Annotated in this window: 16 protein-coding genes; 13 read left to right on the top strand and 3 right to left on the bottom strand. The window is 54.4% G+C overall.

The genetic code is table 11. The features are described from left to right. Positions 1-41: 41 nt before the first annotated feature. Positions 42-818 (bottom strand): peroxide stress protein YaaA, encoded by a 777-nt coding sequence (gene yaaA, locus HX773_RS05515; protein WP_176970744.1) that lies wholly within the window; start codon positions 816-818, stop codon positions 42-44. A gap of 213 nt (positions 819-1,031) precedes the next feature. On the opposite strand from yaaA, the gene tal reads away from it, so the two are divergent. The 3 genes from tal (at position 1,032) to HX773_RS05500 (ending at position 4,113) form a co-directional block, all read left to right on the top strand. Beyond that, on the top strand, positions 1,032-1,985 hold the full coding sequence (gene tal / locus HX773_RS05510) for a transaldolase (RefSeq protein WP_137385129.1): 954 nt from the start codon (positions 1,032-1,034) through the stop codon (positions 1,983-1,985). 119 nt (positions 1,986-2,104) lie between these two features. Then, positions 2,105-2,692, top strand: a complete 588-nt coding sequence (mog, locus tag HX773_RS05505) for a molybdopterin adenylyltransferase (protein WP_176970743.1) — start codon at positions 2,105-2,107, stop codon at positions 2,690-2,692. Positions 2,693-2,802: 110 nt separating this feature from the next. Continuing rightward, positions 2,803-4,113: an MFS transporter gene (locus tag HX773_RS05500; RefSeq protein WP_176970742.1), complete on the top strand. Its 1,311-nt coding sequence runs from the start codon at positions 2,803-2,805 to the stop codon at positions 4,111-4,113. Positions 4,114-4,151: 38 nt separating this feature from the next. On the opposite strand, the gene satP is transcribed toward HX773_RS05500, so the two are convergent. Further along, positions 4,152-4,712 carry an acetate uptake transporter gene (gene satP, locus HX773_RS05495; RefSeq protein WP_176970741.1) on the bottom strand — a complete coding sequence of 187 codons (561 nt, stop codon included), beginning with the start codon at positions 4,710-4,712 and terminating at the stop codon, positions 4,152-4,154. 298 nt (positions 4,713-5,010) lie between these two features. On the opposite strand from satP, the gene dnaK reads away from it, so the two are divergent. The 4 genes from dnaK to nhaR all read left to right on the top strand — a co-directional run bounded on the left by dnaK (position 5,011) and on the right by nhaR (position 10,504). Next, the gene (gene dnaK, locus HX773_RS05490) at positions 5,011-6,915 is read left to right on the top strand and encodes a molecular chaperone DnaK (RefSeq protein WP_176970740.1); all 1,905 of its coding nucleotides are present in this window, start codon (positions 5,011-5,013) and stop codon (positions 6,913-6,915) included. Positions 6,916-7,019: 104 nt separating this feature from the next. Then, positions 7,020-8,156, top strand: coding sequence for a molecular chaperone DnaJ (gene dnaJ, locus HX773_RS05485; protein WP_176970739.1), 1,137 nt, complete (start codon positions 7,020-7,022; stop codon positions 8,154-8,156). 232 nt (positions 8,157-8,388) lie between these two features. After that, positions 8,389-9,567, top strand: a complete 1,179-nt coding sequence (nhaA, locus tag HX773_RS05480; protein WP_176970738.1) for a Na+/H+ antiporter NhaA — start codon at positions 8,389-8,391, stop codon at positions 9,565-9,567. A 34-nt stretch (positions 9,568-9,601) separates the two neighbouring features. Next, the gene (nhaR, locus tag HX773_RS05475; RefSeq protein WP_176970737.1) at positions 9,602-10,504 is read left to right on the top strand and encodes a transcriptional activator NhaR; all 903 of its coding nucleotides are present in this window, start codon (positions 9,602-9,604) and stop codon (positions 10,502-10,504) included. Between the two features lie 53 nt (positions 10,505-10,557). Here nhaR and rpsT read toward each other — a convergent pair whose 3' ends face one another. Continuing rightward, positions 10,558-10,821, bottom strand: a complete 264-nt coding sequence (rpsT, locus tag HX773_RS05470; RefSeq protein ID WP_036619798.1) for a 30S ribosomal protein S20 — start codon at positions 10,819-10,821, stop codon at positions 10,558-10,560. A gap of 318 nt (positions 10,822-11,139) precedes the next feature. On the opposite strand from rpsT, the gene ribF reads away from it, so the two are divergent. From ribF to dapB, 6 genes are all read left to right on the top strand, one after another. Continuing rightward, a complete protein-coding gene (gene ribF / locus HX773_RS05465; RefSeq protein ID WP_176970736.1) occupies positions 11,140-12,078 on the top strand; it encodes a bifunctional riboflavin kinase/FAD synthetase in 939 nt (312 codons plus the stop codon). A 27-nt stretch (positions 12,079-12,105) separates the two neighbouring features. Then, positions 12,106-14,925, top strand: a complete 2,820-nt coding sequence (gene ileS, locus HX773_RS05460; protein WP_176970735.1) for an isoleucine--tRNA ligase — start codon at positions 12,106-12,108, stop codon at positions 14,923-14,925. Beyond that, a complete protein-coding gene (gene lspA / locus HX773_RS05455) occupies positions 14,925-15,431 on the top strand; it encodes a signal peptidase II (protein WP_101762147.1) in 507 nt (168 codons plus the stop codon). The genes ileS and lspA overlap by 1 nt, the downstream gene beginning before the upstream one ends. A 3-nt stretch (positions 15,432-15,434) precedes the next feature. Next, on the top strand, positions 15,435-15,905 hold the full coding sequence (gene fkpB / locus HX773_RS05450) for an FKBP-type peptidyl-prolyl cis-trans isomerase (protein WP_101762146.1): 471 nt from the start codon (positions 15,435-15,437) through the stop codon (positions 15,903-15,905). Further along, positions 15,886-16,839, top strand: a complete 954-nt coding sequence (gene ispH / locus HX773_RS05445; RefSeq protein ID WP_176970734.1) for a 4-hydroxy-3-methylbut-2-enyl diphosphate reductase — start codon at positions 15,886-15,888, stop codon at positions 16,837-16,839. The genes fkpB and ispH overlap by 20 nt, the downstream gene beginning before the upstream one ends. A gap of 221 nt (positions 16,840-17,060) precedes the next feature. Beyond that, positions 17,061-17,876 carry a 4-hydroxy-tetrahydrodipicolinate reductase gene (dapB, locus tag HX773_RS05440; RefSeq protein ID WP_176970733.1) on the top strand — a complete coding sequence of 272 codons (816 nt, stop codon included), beginning with the start codon at positions 17,061-17,063 and terminating at the stop codon, positions 17,874-17,876. The last annotated feature ends 374 nt before the right edge of the window (positions 17,877-18,250 follow it).

Below are 18,250 nucleotides of genomic sequence, written 5' to 3'. Positions count from 1 at the left end.
ACAGCAAGCACGGACCGAGTTTGGGGACAGCGCTTGCTGAACTATTTCTGCTCGCGGCGCTTAAACACCAGTTCGTTCTCGCTGCTTTCTGCACCATCCAGAAAATACCCATCCACATCAAACTTCTTCAGCTGCGCGGGCTTGGTCAGGCGGTTCTGAATCACATAGCGACTCATCAAACCGCGCGCTTTCTTGGCGTAGAAGCTGATGACTTTAAACTTGCCATTCTTCTCATCCAGGAACACCGGCTTGATCAGCTCGGCGTTGAGTTTCTTCGGCTTGATGGCTTTGAAATACTCATCAGATGCCAGGTTGATCAGCACATCGTCGCCTTGCTCAGCAATCGCCTCGTTTAACTTCTCAGTCAGCAAATCGCCCCAGAAGCCGTAGAGATCTTTACCGGCCGGATTCGCCAGCTTAATGCCCATCTCCAGACGATAAGGCTGCATCAAATCGAGCGGACGCAGCAGGCCGTAAAGACCCGACAACATGCGCAGGTGCTGCTGGGCAAAGTCAAAATCGTCGTCGCTAAAGGTTTCGGCCTGCAAACCGGTATACACATCACCTTTGAACGCCAGAATCGCCTGACGCGCATTCTCCAGCGAGAAGGGCGGCTGCCATTGATTAAAACGATCGGCATTCAGGTGTGCCAGTTTGTCGCTGATGCCCATTAGTGAGCTGATTTGCGACGGTGAAAGATCGCGCGCAACGTCAATTAATTGGTGTGATTTTTCTAACAGCGCCGGTTGGGTAAAACGTTGTGTCGCCAGCGGGCTTTCGTAGTCCAGTGTCTTCGCTGGCGAGATAACCATCAGCATCGTGTACGTCCTCTTTGACCCGCAGGTTTATCAGGGAATTGAAGGGAAAAATGTCGCAAGGAGTGTAGCAAAAAAGCGGCATGGATCGGCAAATCGCTCCCATTTGTTAGCGCTATCGTAAAGGGCACTTCGTGGTGTTGCGCCGTCACTTGTGCGTGATATTATCGCAACAGCCTTTTACACCCTGACAGTCAACCTAAGAGAAAGAGAACCATGACGGACAAACTTACTTCCTTGCGTCAGCTGACTACTGTGGTCGCCGACACCGGTGATATCGCGGCGATGAAACTTTACCAGCCGCAGGACGCTACCACGAACCCTTCTTTGATTCTCAACGCCGCTCAAATCCCTGAATACCGCAAACTGATTGACGAAGCCATTACCTGGGCACGTCAGCAGAGCAGCAACAAAGAAGATCAGCTGGCGCTGGTTTCTGACAAGCTGGCCGTCAACATTGGTCTGGAAATTCTCAAACTGATCCCAGGTCGCATCTCGACTGAAGTGGATGCGCGCCTCTCTTACGACACTGAAGCGAGCATCGCTAAAGCGCGTAGCCTGATCAAACTGTACAACGATGCGGGCATCAGCAATGACCGTATCCTGATCAAACTGGCGTCAACCTGGCAGGGCATCCGTGCTGCTGAGCAACTGGAAAAAGAAGGCATCAACTGTAACCTGACGCTGCTGTTCTCCTTCGCGCAGGCGCGTGCTTGTGCCGAAGCGGGCGTGTTCCTGATCTCTCCATTCGTTGGCCGTATCCTCGACTGGTACAAGCAGAACACCGATAAGAAAGAGTACGCCGCCCACGAAGATCCAGGCGTGGTGTCTGTGGCTGAAATCTACAGCTACTACAAGCAGCACGGTTATGAAACCGTGGTAATGGGCGCGAGCTTCCGTAACGTTGGTGAAATCATTGAGCTGGCTGGCTGCGACCGTCTGACCATCTCTCCCGGCCTGCTGAAAGAGCTGGCGGAGAGCGAAGGTACCGTTGAGCGCAAACTGAGCTACACCGGCGAAGTGAAAGCGCGTCCAGCGAAGATGACCGAAGCTGAGTTCTTCTGGCAGCACAACCAGGATCCAATGGCCGTTACCAAACTGGCTGAAGGTATCCGCAACTTTGCCATCGATCAGGGCAAACTTGAGAAGATGATCGCCGAACTGCTGTAAGGTGATTTGCCGTGGCGGCGAGCTGCTGCCACGGTTTTACGTTTTTCCCCCGCTTCCTGTATTATCCTTTTACTTCCCACGTCATTTGCTGCCATGCAGCCAACCACAGCGATAACTCTATGGATACTTTACGAATTGGATTAATCTCCGTTTCCGATCGTGCTGCTAACGGCATCTATCAGGATCAGGGCATTCCGGCGTTAGAGAGCTGGCTCGCCGCCGCGCTGGCTACGCCATTTGAAATCGAAACGCGTCTGGTGCCGGATGAGCAGCCAATGATTGAGCAGGCGATTTGCGAGCTGGTCGATGAGCTGTTCTGCAATTTGGTCCTCACCACCGGCGGCACCGGACCGGCGCGGCGTGATGTCACTCCGGATGCCACGCTAGCGGTTGCGGACCGTGAAATGCCGGGCTTCGGTGAGCAGATGCGCCAAATCAGCCTGCAGTTTGTGCCGACCGCCATTTTGTCTCGCCAGGTTGGCGTGATTCGCAAGCAGTCGCTGATCCTCAATCTGCCGGGCCAGCCCAAATCGATTAAAGAGACGCTGGAAGGTTTGAAAGCCGATGATGGATCGGTCAAAGTGCCGGGGATTTTTGCCGCTGTACCTTATTGTTTACAGTTGCTGGAAGGACCATATGTCGAAACCCATGCCGCTGTGGTAGCAGCTTTTCGTCCCAAAAGCGCCCGTCGTGAGACAAATGACTAAAAATCGGCATTTTCAGGCATAAAATCCAGCGGCACTGGTGTGGCAAAATATTGACGGTATAGTAATACAATCTTTACATAAGTTGTTTTGCCTCTGGATACCGCTGGATTATGGATACGCACGCAACGCGTCGACTCAACGGACAGGATTACAAAACCCTGTCGCTGGCCGCCCTTGGTGGGGCGCTGGAATTCTACGACTTCATTATCTTCGTCTTCTTTGCCGCCGTGATTGGCGAACTGTTCTTCCCGCCTGACATTCCCGAATGGCTGCGTCAGGTGCAGACCTTCGCCATCTTTGCTGCCGGTTATCTGGCGCGTCCGTTAGGCGGCATTATCATGGCGCACTTTGGTGACAAAGTGGGGCGTAAGAAGATGTTCAGCCTCAGTATTCTGCTGATGGCGCTGCCGACGTTGGCGATGGGCGCATTACCCACTTATGCCAGCATCGGCATCGCTGCGCCGCTGTTGATGCTGCTGATGCGTGTGCTGCAAGGCGCGGCCATCGGCGGTGAAGTGCCAGGCGCGTGGGTGTTTGTCGCCGAACATGTACCCGAGAAACGCATCGGTTTTGCCTGCGGCACGCTGACGGCGGGCTTAACCGCCGGCATTCTGCTCGGTTCGCTGGTGGCAACGGTGCTGAATACCACGCTGTCACCGGCTGCGATTCGCGATCACGGTTGGCGCATTCCTTTCTTCCTCGGCGGTGTGTTTGGCCTGCTGGCGATGTACCTGCGTCGCTGGCTGCATGAAACGCCGGTGTTCCAGCAGATGCAGCAGCGTAAAGCGCTGGCAGAAAAAATGCCGCTGCAAACCATTCTCGCCAGCCACAAACGCGGCATTGTGATTTCGATGCTGCTCACCTGGCTGCTGTCGGCCTGCATTGTGGTGGTGATTTTAATGGCGCCGACGCTGATGCAGAAACAGCACGGCATTCCCGCAGCGCTCAGTCTGCAAGCCAACAGCTTCGCCACCATTATGCTGCTGCTGGGCTGCGTTATCGCCGGATGGCTGGTGGATCGCTTCGGCGCGGCGCGTTCGCTGATGGTCGGTTCATTACTGCTGGCGATCGGCAGCTGGAACTTCTTCCATCAGTTAGGTAGCACGCCGGAAATGCTGTTTGTCTGGTACGGCTTAGCGGGCCTGAGCGTTGGCGTCGTTGGCGTGGTGCCGTTTGTGATGGTGCGCGCGTTCCCGGCGGCGGTGCGCTTTACCGGCATCTCGTTCTCATACAATGTTGCTTACGCGATTTTTGGTGGTCTGACGCCGATTAGCGTGACGCTGATGATGAGCCTGACGCCAATGGCGCCTGCCTGGTATGTGCTGGCGCTGGCGGTGATTGGCTTTATGGTGGGCATCTGGCTGTGGCGCGATAGACGTCAGCAGCATGCGCAGTTAGATATGTCGCTGCACTCGTCATAACGCAAAAAGCGGAGCCAGCCAGCTCCGCTTTTCATTTGTCACTCGCCAATCGGCAAGATCGTGCGGCCAAATTTCTCATTCAGCACTTCGCCCATCGCCAGATAGAACGCACTCGATCCGCAAATAATGCCAATCCAGCCGGCAAAGCGCAGCAGCCCCGCGTTATCGGTCAGGTGGCCGATAGCCAGCAGCGCAAACAGCAGCGTCAGACTGGCGAAGATGAACTGCAGCATTTTCGGTGACTTGAGCGTGCCGAAGAACAGGAACGCGGTGAACACGCCCCACAGCGCGAGATACGCGCCAAGGAAGTGGCCGTCGGCCGCCTCTGCCAGCCCCAGTTTCGGCAGCAGCAGAATCGCCACCAACGTTAACCAGAAGCTGCCGTAAGAGGTAAAGGCGGTCAGCCCGAAGGTGTTGCCTTTCTTATACTCCAGCAGCCCGGCAAAGATTTGCGCGATGCCGCCGTAGAAAATCCCCATCGCCAGGATGATCACATCCATTGCAAACAGGCCGGTGTTGTGTAAGTTGAGCAGGATGGTGGTCATACCGAATCCCATCAGGCCCAACGGGGCGGGATTCGCCAGCGTGGTGTTGCTCATAATTCCTCAGAAGCCGCGTTTAAAATGTTGTTCGTGGTTTACCTGCGCAAACCGCTGGGGGCGCGAGGCGCTGCATAATAAGCGGCCTCTTTTTGGCCAACTTTGATCTGAATCGACCAGAGAATGAAATTTTTTTTAGTTTTAACCCTTGATGCGCATCGAACCGGCCCCATTTACTTGTCATCGAGCGTTGTGAGGCAGCAAAAAAAGCCTGCTTCAGCAGTTGAAAGTGGTCAGTTTGACCGCATCTCTGTTTCACAACCCAAATTGGCAAAGAATTTAAGTAGGAGACGTTTAGATGGGTAAGATTATTGGTATTGACTTGGGTACAACCAACTCATGTGTTGCAGTTATGGATGGTGGTAAAGCACGCGTGCTGGAAAACGCCGAAGGCGATCGCACCACGCCGTCGATCATTGCGTATGCACAGGATGGCGAAACTCTGGTTGGTTCACCGGCTAAACGTCAGTCTGTGACCAACCCGCAGAACACCCTGTTTGCGATCAAGCGCCTGATTGGCCGTCGCTTCCAGGACGAAGAAGTACAGCGTGATATCAAAATCATGCCGTACAAAATCATCGGCGCAGACAACGGCGACGCATGGATTGATGTGAAGGGCCAGAAAATGGCACCGCCGCAGATCTCTGCTGAAGTGCTGAAAAAGATGAAGAAAACCGCGGAAGATTTCCTCGGTGAAGCAGTCACTGAAGCGGTTATTACCGTTCCAGCTTACTTCAACGATGCGCAGCGTCAGGCGACCAAAGATGCCGGCCGTATCGCGGGTCTGGAAGTAAAACGTATCATCAACGAACCAACTGCTGCTGCACTGGCTTACGGTCTGGATAAAGGTCAGGGCAACCGCACCATCGCGGTATACGACCTGGGCGGCGGTACTTTCGATATCTCAATCATTGAGATCGACGAAGTTGATGGCGAGAAAACCTTTGAAGTTCTGGCAACCAACGGTGATACCCACCTTGGTGGTGAAGACTTCGATAGCCGTCTGATTAACTATCTGGTGGCCGAATTTAAGAAAGATCAGGGCATCGATCTGCACAACGATCCGCTGGCCATGCAGCGTCTGAAAGAAGCGGCAGAGAAAGCTAAAATCGAACTGTCTTCAGCGCAGCAGACCGACGTTAACCTGCCGTACATCACGGCGGATGCGACCGGTCCTAAGCACCTGAACATCAAAGTAACGCGTGCGAAACTGGAATCACTGGTTGAAGATCTGGTTTCTCGCTCAATCGAGCCGTTGAAAGTGGCTCTGCAGGATGCAGGTCTGTCTGTTTCAGACATCAACGACGTGATCCTGGTGGGCGGTCAAACGCGTATGCCAATGGTTCAGGCGAAAGTGACTGAGTTCTTTGGTAAAGAGCCACGTAAAGACGTGAACCCGGATGAAGCGGTAGCGGTTGGTGCTGCGGTTCAGGGTGGCGTGTTGGCGGGTGAAGTGAAAGACGTTCTGCTGCTGGACGTGACTCCGCTGTCGCTGGGTATCGAAACCATGGGCGGCGTGATGACTTCGCTGATCAGCAAGAACACCACTATCCCAACCAAGCACAGCCAGGTGTTCTCAACCGCTGAAGATAACCAGTCTGCCGTGACGATTCACGTGCTGCAGGGTGAGCGTAAGCGTTCAGGCGATAACAAATCACTGGGCCAGTTCAACCTCGACGGTATTCAGTCTGCACCGCGCGGCATGCCGCAGATCGAAGTCACCTTCGATATCGATGCGGATGGTATCCTGCACGTGTCTGCGAAAGACAAAAACAGCGGTAAAGAGCAGAAGATCACCATCAAGGCTTCTTCTGGTCTGAACGAAGAAGAGATCGAAAAAATGGTGCGTGACGCGGAAGCGAACGCCGAGTCTGACCGTAAGTTCGAAGAGCTGGTTCAGACGCGTAACCAGGGCGATCAGATTTCGCACAGCACCCGTAAGCAGCTGGACGAAGCGGGCGACAAACTGTCTGCTGACGACAAAGCGCCAATCGAAGCTGCGTTGACCGAGCTGAACACCGCGCTGAAAGGCGAAGACAAAGCAGAAATCGAAGCCAAAATGCAGGCATTGATGGAAGTGTCCAGCAAACTGATGGAGCTGGCACAGCAGCAGGGTCAGGCGGCTGATGCAGGTGATGCGTCTGCTAAGCAAGATGACGATGTTGTCGACGCTGAATTCGAAGAAGTTAAAGACAAAAAATAATTGCCCCTGACCGGGCGCGACGGCTGGCCTGACAGCCGTTGAAACCAGCACGGGCGTAGGAGATTTCTCCACGCCCGTGCGATCATGTTAAGGGCAGAACAAATATGGCTAAGAGTGATTTATACGAGATCTTAGGCGTCTCTAAATCCGCAGATGAGCGTGAAATCAAAAAGGCCTACAAGCGCCTGGCGATGAAATACCATCCGGACCGTAACCCGGATAACAAAGAAGCCGAAGCAAAGTTTAAAGAAATCAAGGAAGCCTACGAAATCCTGACCGATGCGCAGAAGCGTGCGGCCTATGACCAATACGGTCACGCAGCCTTTGAACAAGGTGGCATGGGCGGCGGTGGCGGCTTTGGTGGCGGCGGCGGAGCTGACTTCAGTGATATCTTTGGCGACGTATTTGGCGATATTTTTGGTGGTGGCCGCCGTCAGCGTGCCGCACGTGGCGCCGATTTACGCTACAACATGGAGCTGACGCTTGAAGAAGCGGTACGCGGCGTGACCAAAGAGATCCGCATTCCTACGCTGGAAGAGTGCGATGTCTGCCACGGCAGCGGCGCGAAAGCGGGCACCAAACCGCAGACTTGTCATACCTGTCACGGTGCGGGCCAGGTGCAAATGCGTCAGGGCTTCTTCACCGTGCAGCAGGCGTGTCCGACCTGTCACGGTCGCGGTTCAGTAATCAAAGATCCGTGCAATGCTTGTCATGGTCACGGTCGTGTTGAGCGTAGCAAAACCCTGTCGGTGAAAATTCCAGCGGGCGTGGATACCGGCGATCGCATTCGTCTGACCGGCGAAGGTGAAGCAGGCGAACACGGCGCACCAGCAGGCGATCTGTACGTTCAGGTTTCGGTGAAAAAACACCCGATCTTCGAGCGTGAAGATAACAACCTGTACTGCGAAGTGCCGATCAACTTTGCCATGGCAGCATTGGGTGGCGAAATTGAAGTGCCAACGCTTGATGGTCGTGTGAACCTGAAAGTGCCGTCTGAAACGCAAACTGGCAAGCTGTTCCGTATGCGCGGTAAAGGCGTGAAATCAGTGCGTGGCGGAGCGGTAGGCGATTTGCTGTGTCGTGTGGTGGTGGAAACGCCAGTCAGCCTCAACGACAAACAGAAAGCGCTGCTGCGCGACCTGGAAGAGAGCTTTGGTGGCCCGAGCGGCGAGAAAAACAGCCCGCGTTCCAAAAGTTTCCTCGACGGCGTGAAGAAGTTCTTTGACGATTTAACACGTTAATCCCGTCTGACATGCCTAATGAAGCGGAGAGGAAACTCTCCGCTTTTTTTATGTTTTCCCGCCAACGCGTCGCTCTTGATATAAGCTCAATTCTGCCCATCATTTGATTTGCGCTAAAACGCTAATTAAAATCATCGGTATTATCGAGTATTTACTGAGAAATAAGCTGCTTTTAACGAGGTGTTCGAATCGCTACACTTCTCAGCCAAAATGTCTCTACTCAGGAGGAGTTGTGAACAAACCCCGTTCTATTCGAAGCTTATTGAAAAGCTTTATTGCCAGTGATGCCAGCAACGGCATGGTGCTGATTCTGGCGGCCGTCGCGGCGATGATTCTGGCTAACAGCGCGGAAACCGCTCAAGGTTACCAATCGTTTCTTGCCGAGCCGGTGCAGATTCGCTTCGGCGCTTTAGACATCAGCAAAAACCTGCTGCTGTGGATCAACGATGCCATGATGGCGCTGTTCTTCCTGGTAATTGGTTTGGAAGTGAAACGTGAACTGATCACCGGTGAACTCGCCAGCCGCGACCGCGCCATTTTCCCGGTGATTGCGGCAATTGGCGGTATGGTTGTGCCAGGACTGATTTTCCTGTTCTTCAACCACGGCGATCCTATTGCACGTAACGGCTGGGCGATTCCTACCGCGACCGATATCGCCTTTGCTTTGGGCGTGCTGGCGCTGCTGGGCAGCCGCGTGCCAACCGCGCTGAAAGTGTTCCTGATGGCGCTGGCGATTATTGATGATCTCGGCGCTATCGTGATTATCGCGCTGTTCTACACCAGCGATCTTTCGGTGTTGTCATTGAGCGTGGCGGCGGGTGCGATTGTGCTGCTGGCGATTCTCAATCGCTGCGGCGTGCGTAACATTGCCATCTATATGTTAGTCGGCATTGTGCTGTGGACGGCGGTGCTCAAATCGGGCGTGCACGCGACGCTGGCGGGCGTGATTGTTGGCTTCTTCGTGCCGCTGGAAGAGAAGAACGGCCACTCTCCGGCCGAGCATCTGGCGCATGGTTTAATGCCGTGGGTAAACTGGCTGATTCTGCCGCTGTTCGCCTTTGCCAACGCCGGCATCTCGCTGAGCGGCATCACCTTTATGGATACGCTGTCGCCAGAGCCGCTGGGCATCATTCTCGGCTTGCTGATTGGTAAACCGTTAGGCATCACGCTGTTCTGCTGGCTGGCGGTGAAGTGGCGGCTGGCGGTGTTACCGGCGGGCACCACGATACGCGATATCATGGCGATTGGTGTGCTGTGCGGTATCGGCTTTACCATGTCGATCTTTATTAGTTCGCTGGCGTTTGATGCCGCCCATGAGCAACTGGTGACCTTCTCCAAACTGGGGATTCTCAGTGGCTCGCTGCTCTCAGCGGTGATTGGTTACACGCTGCTGCGCATCAAACTGCGTTAAAAGAGGAAGGAGGCGAAAGCCTCCTTTTTTTCCGATGAATCAGCTCAACTTTAATCATCTCTACTATTTCTGGCAGGTGTGTAAAACCGGTTCGGTGGTGCGCGCGGCGGATGTGCTGTGTCTGGCACCACAAACGGTTACCGGCCAGATTAAATCGCTGGAAGAGCAACTCGGCGGCGTGCTGTTTCGTCGTCAGGGGCGCGGTTTGGTGCCGACGGAACTTGGTCAGCTGGTGTTTCGCTATGCCGACCGCATGTTCATGCTGAGTCAGGAGATGCTCGATATCGTTAACTACCGCAAAGAGTCACATCTGCTGTTTGATGTTGGCGTGGCGGATGCGTTGTCGAAGCAACTGGTCAGCAAAGTGCTGGAGGCTGCGGTGGTGGCTGAGGAGAGAATTCATCTGCGCTGCTTTGAATCGACACACGAGATGCTGCTGGAGCAGCTCAGCCAGCACAAGCTGGATATGATCCTTTCCGATTGCCCGATTGATTCGACTCAGCAGGAAGGGCTGTTTTCGGTCAAGCTGGGCGAGTGTCCAATTAGCTTCTGGTGCAACACGCCTTTGCCGACGCTACCTTTTCCCGCCTGCCTTGAAGAACGGCGCTTGCTGATTCCGGGCCGTCGCTCGATGCTGGGACGTAAATTGCTGAATTGGATTCACAGCCAGGGCTTGCAGGTGGAGATTCTGGGGGAGTTTGATGATGCGGCATTAATGAAGGCTTTCGGTGCGCTGAACAACGCGATATTTGTGGCTCCGACGCTGTATGGCGACGAGATTTACCGGGATGACGCCATCAAAGAGATTGGGCGGTTGGATGCGGTGATGGAGGAGTATCACGTGATCTTTGCCGAACGAATGATTCAGCATCCAGCGGTACAGCGGATCTGCCATCGCGACTTTAGTGCGCTGTTTACCACTGAATCGCAGGCATAAAAAAACCGGCTAAGCGCCGGTTCTTTTTTACAAAGCGATAAACAGACGGGCGATTAAGCCAGTTTGTTGATCTGAGCAGTCAGGTTTGCTTTATGACGTGCAGCTTTGTTTTTGTGGATCAGACCTTTAGCAGCCTGACGGTCCACGAGTGGTTGCATTTCGTTGAATGCGTTCTGCGCAGCAGCTTTGTCGCCTGTTGCGATAGCCGCGTATACTTTCTTGATGAAAGTACGCATCATTGAACGGTTGCTTGCGTTATGCTTGCGACGTTTCTCAGATGTTACGGCGCGTTTCTTAGCTGATTTGATATTAGCCAAGGTCCAACTCCCAAATGTGATCTATATGGACAAATCAAAGGCCGAGGACTATGCCTTTTGCGCCTTCTTATGTCAATGGATTTGTGCAAATAAGCGTCGTTTTAAAAACAACACTCGATTACGTAATTGATGGCGCAGGATTCTACCAGCAACGCGGCGTTGAATACAGTATTTCGCAGCAAAAATCTTCAGATCCTTGCTAAGCAACTGGCCACACGTGGAATAAGCCGCTCCAGAAGCAGGAAAGGCACGTATACGGGTTAACCTAAACGCCATTCAAGGGTATAATCCGCCGATTTCCACCGGTTTGAGTCAGCCATGAAGTTTATCCGCGGTATTTATAATCTGAAAGAGCAGCATCGCGGCTGCGTCCTGACCATTGGCAATTTCGACGGCGTACATCGCGGCCACCAGGCTTTGATGGCGCAGCTGATTGCCGAAGGACGAAAACGCAATCTGCCGGTGGTGGTGATGGTATTTGAGCCACAACCGCTTGAGCTGTTTGCCGGCGACAAAGCCCCGGCACGCCTTACGCGTTTGCGTGAAAAGCTGAAGTACCTCGAACAAGCGGGCGTTGATGCCGTACTCTGCGTACGTTTTGATCGTCGCTTCGCTGCGCATTCGGCGCAGAGTTTTATTTCCGAATTGCTGGTGGACAAGCTGAACGTCAAGTTCCTTGCCGTCGGCGATGATTTCCGCTTCGGCGCTGGTCGCCAGGGGGATTTCCTGTTATTACAGAAAGCCGGTGCGGAGTATGGCTTTGAGGTCATCAGCACCCAGACATATTGTGACAGCGGCAAGCGCATCAGCAGCACCGCCGTTCGTCAGGCGCTGGCGCAGGATGATTTTGCGCAAGCCGAAGCGCTGCTGGGCCATCCGTTCAGCATCTCAGGTCGCGTAGTGCATGGCGATGCACTCGGGCGCACCATCGGTTTCCCTACGGCCAACCTCCCTTTGCGTCGCACCGTTACGCCGGTTAAAGGCGTGTTTGCGGTGGAAGTGTTGGGCCTCGGCGATCAGCCGCTGCCCGGCGTGGCCAATATCGGTACGCGCCCAACGGTAAAAGGTTTACGTCAGCAGCTTGAAGTTCATCTGCTCGACACACATATGAATCTCTATGGGCGTCACATTGAAGTGGTGCTGAAACAGAAGATTCGCGATGAACAGCGTTTCGCTTCGCTGGATGCGCTGAAAGAACAAATTGCGAAAGATGTGGTGACGGCCCGCCAATTCTTTGGGCTAAAAACACCGGTTTAATGACCGAAATACGGAATCGAGAATCTGATGAGTGACTATAAATCTACCCTGAATTTGCCGGAAACGGGGTTCCCGATGCGTGGCGATCTGGCCAAGCGTGAACCGGGAATGCTTCAACGTTGGTATGATGACAACCTGTACGGCATCATCCGCGAAGCCAAAAAAGGGAAAAAAACCTTTATTTTGCATGATGGCCCTCCTTATGCGAATGGCAGCATTCATATTGGTCACTCAGTTAACAAGATTCTGAAAGACATTATCGTTAAGTCGAAAGGCATGGCGGGCTACGACTCGCCGTACGTTCCAGGCTGGGACTGCCACGGCTTGCCGATTGAGCACAAAGTTGAGCAGATGATTGGTAAGCCGGGCGAGAAAGTGAGCGCGGCTGAATTCCGTGCCGCTTGCCGCCAATACGCGGCGGAGCAGGTTGAAGGCCAGAAAAATGACTTCATCCGTCTCGGCGTGCTCGGTGACTGGGATCGTCCTTATCTGACGATGAATTTCCAGACCGAAGCCAACATCATTCGTGCGCTGGGTAAAATCATCGGCAACGGCCATCTGCACAAAGGCGCGAAGCCGGTGCACTGGTGCATGGATTGCCGCTCGGCGCTGGCTGAAGCGGAAGTTGAGTATTACGACAAAACCTCGCCATCCATCGACGTGATGTTCAATGCCGTTGATGCCGATGCGGTGCGCGCGAAGTTTGGCGTCGCCGCGTCAGAAGGCGCGGTTTCACTGGTAATCTGGACCACCACGCCGTGGACCATGCCAGCCAACCGCGGTATCTCGCTGCATCCGGAATTTGAATACCAGCTGCTGCAGATCGACGGTCGCAGCCTGATTCTCGCCAAAGAGATGGTTGAGAGCGTGATGAAGCGCGCGGGCATCAGCGACTGGAAAGTGCTGGGCGAATGCAACGGTGCGGCGCTGGAGTTGCAGCTGTTCCAGCATCCGTTCCTCGAGCAGATCCAATCGAAAGTGGTTCTGGGTGAGCACGTGACGCTGGAAGCCGGTACCGGTGCGGTACATACCGCGCCAGGCCACGGCCCGGATGACTATGTTATCGGTCAGAAATACGGTCTGGAAACCGCCAATCCGGTGGGTCCGGATGGCGCGTATCTGCCAGGCACCTACCCTACGCTTGATGGCGTCAACGTCTTTAAAGCCAACGACATGATCGTTGAGCTGCTGAAAGAGAAGGGCGCGCTGCTGCACGTTGAGAAACTGCTGCACAGCTACCCGCACTGCTGGCGTCACAAAACGCCAATTATCTTCCGTGCCACGCCACAATGGTTCATCAGCATGGACCAGAAAGGCCTGCGTGCGCAGTCGCTGAAAGAGATCAAAGGCGTGCAGTGGATCCCGGATTGGGGCCAGGCGCGTATCGAAGCGATGGTAGCGAACCGTCCGGACTGGTGTATCTCGCGTCAGCGTACGTGGGGCGTGCCGATGGCGCTGTTCGTGCATAAAGAGAGCGAGCAGCTGCATCCGGATACGCTGGAGCTGATGGAGAAAGTTGCGAAACGGGTTGAGCAGGACGGCATTCAGGCGTGGTGGGATCTCGATCCGCGCGACCTGATGGGCGATGACGCTGACCACTACGTTAAAGTGCCAGACACCTTAGACGTCTGGTTCGACTCCGGATCAACCAGCTACGCGGTGGTGGATGCGCGTCCGGAATTCGGTGGCCATACGCCAGATATGTACCTGGAAGGTTCGGATCAGCATCGCGGCTGGTTCATGTCTTCTCTGATGATCTCTACTGCGATGAAAGGCAAAGCGCCTTATCGTCAGGTACTGACGCACGGTTTCACCGTGGATGGTCAGGGCCGCAAGATGTCGAAATCGATCGGCAACACCGTGGCGCCGCAGGATGTGATGGATAAGCTGGGCGCGGATATTCTGCGTCTGTGGGTCGCTTCTACCGATTATTCCGGTGAGATGGCGGTCTCCGACGAAATCCTGAAGCGTGCCGCAGACAGCTATCGTCGTATCCGTAACACCGCGCGATTCCTGCTGGCAAACCTTGCGGGCTTCAACCCGGCGACCGATTGCGTCAAGCCGGAAGAGATGGTGGTGGTGGATCGCTGGGCGGTTGGCCGTGCGCTGGCAGCGCAGCAGGATATCGTGCACTCCTACGAAAACTACGATTTCCACGAAGTGGTACAGCGTCTGATGCACTTCTGCTCGATCGAAATGGGCTCGTTCTATCTCGATGTGATCAAAGATCGTCAGTACACCGCGAAAGGCGACAGCCTGGCGCGTCGCAGCTGCCAAACCGCGCTGTGGCACATCGTTGAAGCGCTGGTGCGCTGGATGGCGCCAATCATGTCCTTCACCGCAGACGAAATCTGGGGCTACCTGCCGGGTGAGCGCGCGAAATACGTGTTCACCGAAGAGTGGTATCAGGATCTGTTTGGTCTGGCGGATAACGAAACGCTGAACGACGCCTATTGGGATGATCTGCTGAAAGTCCGTGGCGAAGTGAACAAGGTGATTGAGCAAGCGCGTAGCGACAAACGCATCGGTGGCGCGCTGGAAGCGACGGTTACGCTGTATGCGGATGCCGGGCTGGCAGCCAAGCTGCAGGCGCTGGGTGATGAGCTGCGTTTCGTGCTGTTAACTTCAGGCGCGACCGTGGCGGATTACGCCACTGCCAGCGATGAAGCGCAGCAGAGCGAGCTGTTCAAAGGTCTGAAAATCGCGCTGCACAAAGCAGAAGGCGAGAAATGTCCGCGCTGCTGGCATTACACTACTGACGTTGGCCAGAATCCGGAGCATGCTGCGGTGTGTGGTCGTTGCTACACCAACGTCGCCGGCAATGGCGAACAGCGGAAATTTGCCTGATGAGTAAAGCGCTCTCTTCAACCGGTTTGCGCTGGCTTTGGCTGGTGCTGGTGGTGATTGCCATCGATTTTGGCAGCAAGATGTGGGTCATCAACAACATGATGCTGCATGAAACGCAGCCGCTGATGCCGTTCCTGAACCTGTTCTACGCGCACAACTATGGCGCGGCGTTCAGCTTCCTGGCCGACAAAGGCGGCTGGCAGCGCTGGTTCTTTGCCGGCATCGCCATTGCTATCGTGGTGGCGCTGTTGGTAATGATGTATCGCAACGCTGCCAGCAACAAATTAACCAATATTGCCTACGCGCTGATTATCGGCGGGGCGTTGGGTAATCTGTTTGACCGTTCGTATCACGGCTTTGTGGTCGATTTTATCGACTTCTATGTCGGTGACTGGCACTTCGCGACCTTTAACATCGCCGACTGTGCCATCTGCATCGGCGCGGCGCTGGTGGTGCTGGAAGGTTTTCTCAGCCCGAACGGCAAACCGGCTAAACAGAAAGGGTAACTGATGACAGACTTAGTTCAGCGCGATAGCGCGTTGCTGGTGCATTTTACGCTGAAGCTGGAGGATGGCTCGACGGCCGAATCCACGCGCGCCAACGGCAAACCTGCGCTGTTCCGTCTGGGTGATGGCAGCCTGTCGGGCGCGCTGGAACAGCAGCTACTCGGACGTAAAGTGGGCGATAAGCACGCCTTTACGCTGGAGCCGGAAGATGCGTTTGGCGGCACCAGCCCGGATCTGGTTCAGTACTTCTCACGTCGTGACTTTAACGATGCGGGCGAGCCGGAAGTGGGTGCCATCATGCTGTTCAGCGGCCGCGGCGGCAGCGAAATGCCTGGCGTGATCCGTGAAGTTTCCGGCGACTCGATCACTGTAGACTTCAACCATCCGCTGGCGGGTCAGCGCATTCAGTTTGATATTGAAGTGCTGGAGATTGATCCGGCGCTGGAGGCCAACGATGCAAATCCTGTTAGCTAACCCACGCGGTTTCTGCGCAGGCGTTGATCGCGCCATCAGCATCGTTGAGCGCGCGCTGGAGATGTACGGCGCACCGATCTACGTGCGTCACGAAGTGGTGCATAACCGCTACGTCGTCAGCAGCCTGCGCGAGCGCGGGGCGATCTTTATTGAAGAGATCGCTGAAGTGCCGGATAACGCCATTCTGATCTTCTCCGCACACGGCGTATCGCAAGCGGTTCGCGCCGAAGCCAAAGCACGTAACCTCACCATGCTGTTTGATGCGACCTGTCCGCTGGTGACCAAAGTGCATATGGAAGTGGCGCGCGCCAGCCGCAAAGGTGTCGAAGCGATTCTTATTGGTCACGCGGGGCATCCGGAAGTGGAAGGCACCATGGGCCAGTACAGCAATCCCAACGGCGGCATGTATCTGGTGGAATCGCCGGAAGATGTGTTCAAGCTGAACGTGAAGGATGAGAGCAACCTGTGCTTTATGACGCAGACCACGCTGTCAGTCGATGATACCTCGGACGTGATTGATGCGCTGCGTCAGCGCTTCCCGGCGATTATCGGCCCACGTAAAGATGACATCTGCTACGCCACCACCAACCGTCAGGAAGCAGTACGCGTGCTGGCGCGTGATGCGGAAGTGGTGCTGGTCGTCGGTTCGAAAAACTCCTCTAACTCCAATCGTCTGGCCGAACTGGCGCAGCGTGCTGGTAAGCTGGCGAAGCTGATTGATTCGGCTGATGACATCCAGGAAGAGTGGGTCAAAGACAAGCAGATCATCGGTGTCACGGCGGGCGCTTCTGCTCCTGATATTCTGGTGCAGCAGGTGATTCAGCGTCTGCGTGAGCTCGGCGGTGAAGCGGCGATTGAGCTGATTGGCCGCGAAGAGAACATCGTGTTTGAAGTACCGAAAGAGCTGCGCGTAGAAGTGCGAAACGTGCAGTAAGCGGCTCACACCGCAGTAAAATCAGGCCGACATTGTTCGGCCTTTTCTTTGCCTGTCGCAGCCAGAAATCCTACTTCCAGCATGCGGGATTGCTTTTACTGATAATGTTTCGCGGCTGGCATAAAATTCTTATATCCCTTTATTATTGTGGCGTGACTGTTATCTCACCGTTAACCTGTTTACGCTTTACATGCATAGATTTGTATCAGGAATGAATAATTATGAGTGAAATCCGCATTGCTATCGTTGGTGCGCCGGGCCGCATGGGACGCAATTTGATTCAGGCCGTACAGCAGGCGGAAGGTGTTGCGCTTGGCGCAGCACTGGCGCGTAGCAGTTCGTCATTGCTGGGTGTAGATGCTGGCGAACTGGCGGGCATCGGCAAAACGGGCGTGATCGTCTCTGACGATCTGCAAAAGGTGGTTAACGACTTCGATGTCCTGATCGATTTTACCCGTCCGGAAGGCACGCTGGAGTATCTGGCCTTTTGCCGCCAGCACAATAAAGCGATGGTAATCGGTACCACCGGTTTTGATGAAGCAGGCAAAGCGGCGATTCGCGCGGCTGCCGAAGAGATTGCCATCGTGTTTGCCGCCAACTTCAGCGTGGGCGTCAATCTGGTGCTGAATCTGCTGCAACAGGCGGCGAAGGTGATGGGCGACTACGCGGACATTGAAATTGTAGAAGCGCACCATCGTCACAAAGTTGATGCACCATCAGGCACTGCGCTGGCGATGGGCGAAGCGATTGCCGATGCCATGAAGTGGAATCTGGATGAACACGCGGTGTATGCCCGTGAAGGTTATACCGGTGAGCGTAAAGCGCAAACCATCGGATTTGCCACCGTGCGTGCCGGCGATATCGTCGGCGAACATACGGCGATGTTTGCAGATATTGGTGAGCGTGTAGAGATTACCCACAAGGCTTCCAGCCGTATGACCTTTGCAAATGGTGCAGTTAAAGCGGCAAGCTGGTTAAAGAACAAGAAATCTGGCCTTTATGATATGCGTGACGTGCTGGATTTATCGATGTTGTGAGTGTTGTGAACCATCGTGATGTGGTTATTTCAATCGGTAAGACCTTGATTGACGAGGGCAATGTGATTATTGCCCTTTATTTTATCTGCAAATAACCTCTTTGCTATATTTTGGTTTCGAAATGCTTATTTGTCGTAGTTAGTGGGTGATTATCAGGCTTTCGATGGCTAATTTTGACCATTTGGTCAAAAATTTATGCGCGCTAGCACCACTTTGCCACTATCGCCGTCAGGCAACCGATTATTTTTCCGAGTTATCTCACTCTTTTATCGCCTTTCACCGTTTTTAACATTCAGTTGCCCGAAATATACAAAAAAATAACCACATGTTGTAGACAAGGTGCGGGGCGATCATTAGAATGCGCGCAATTTGCC

Source organism: Pantoea sp. B9002 (assembly GCF_013385945.1).
Lineage (GTDB): Bacteria > Pseudomonadota > Gammaproteobacteria > Enterobacterales > Enterobacteriaceae > Pantoea.
The sequence above is the reverse complement of the archived record's forward strand: the minus strand, read 5'-3'. Positions and strand labels throughout refer to the sequence as shown.

Bases quoted from the DNA above. Each gene is read 5' to 3' on its own strand.
- yaaA (WP_176970744.1), bottom strand. From the start codon at position 818: ATGCTGATGGTTATCTCGCCAGCGAAGACACTGGACTACGAAAGCCCG.
- tal (WP_137385129.1), top strand. From the start codon at position 1,032: ATGACGGACAAACTTACTTCCTTGCGTCAGCTGACTACTGTGGTCGCC.
- mog (WP_176970743.1), top strand. From the start codon at position 2,105: ATGGATACTTTACGAATTGGATTAATCTCCGTTTCCGATCGTGCTGCT.
- HX773_RS05500 (WP_176970742.1), top strand. From the start codon at position 2,803: ATGGATACGCACGCAACGCGTCGACTCAACGGACAGGATTACAAAACC.
- satP (WP_176970741.1), bottom strand. From the start codon at position 4,712: ATGAGCAACACCACGCTGGCGAATCCCGCCCCGTTGGGCCTGATGGGA.
- dnaK (WP_176970740.1), top strand. From the start codon at position 5,011: ATGGGTAAGATTATTGGTATTGACTTGGGTACAACCAACTCATGTGTT.
- dnaJ (WP_176970739.1), top strand. From the start codon at position 7,020: ATGGCTAAGAGTGATTTATACGAGATCTTAGGCGTCTCTAAATCCGCA.
- nhaR (WP_176970737.1), top strand. From the start codon at position 9,602: ATGAATCAGCTCAACTTTAATCATCTCTACTATTTCTGGCAGGTGTGT.
- ribF (WP_176970736.1), top strand. From the start codon at position 11,140: ATGAAGTTTATCCGCGGTATTTATAATCTGAAAGAGCAGCATCGCGGC.
- ileS (WP_176970735.1), top strand. From the start codon at position 12,106: ATGAGTGACTATAAATCTACCCTGAATTTGCCGGAAACGGGGTTCCCG.
- lspA (WP_101762147.1), top strand. From the start codon at position 14,925: ATGAGTAAAGCGCTCTCTTCAACCGGTTTGCGCTGGCTTTGGCTGGTG.
- fkpB (WP_101762146.1), top strand. From the start codon at position 15,435: ATGACAGACTTAGTTCAGCGCGATAGCGCGTTGCTGGTGCATTTTACG.
- ispH (WP_176970734.1), top strand. From the start codon at position 15,886: ATGCAAATCCTGTTAGCTAACCCACGCGGTTTCTGCGCAGGCGTTGAT.
- dapB (WP_176970733.1), top strand. From the start codon at position 17,061: ATGAGTGAAATCCGCATTGCTATCGTTGGTGCGCCGGGCCGCATGGGA.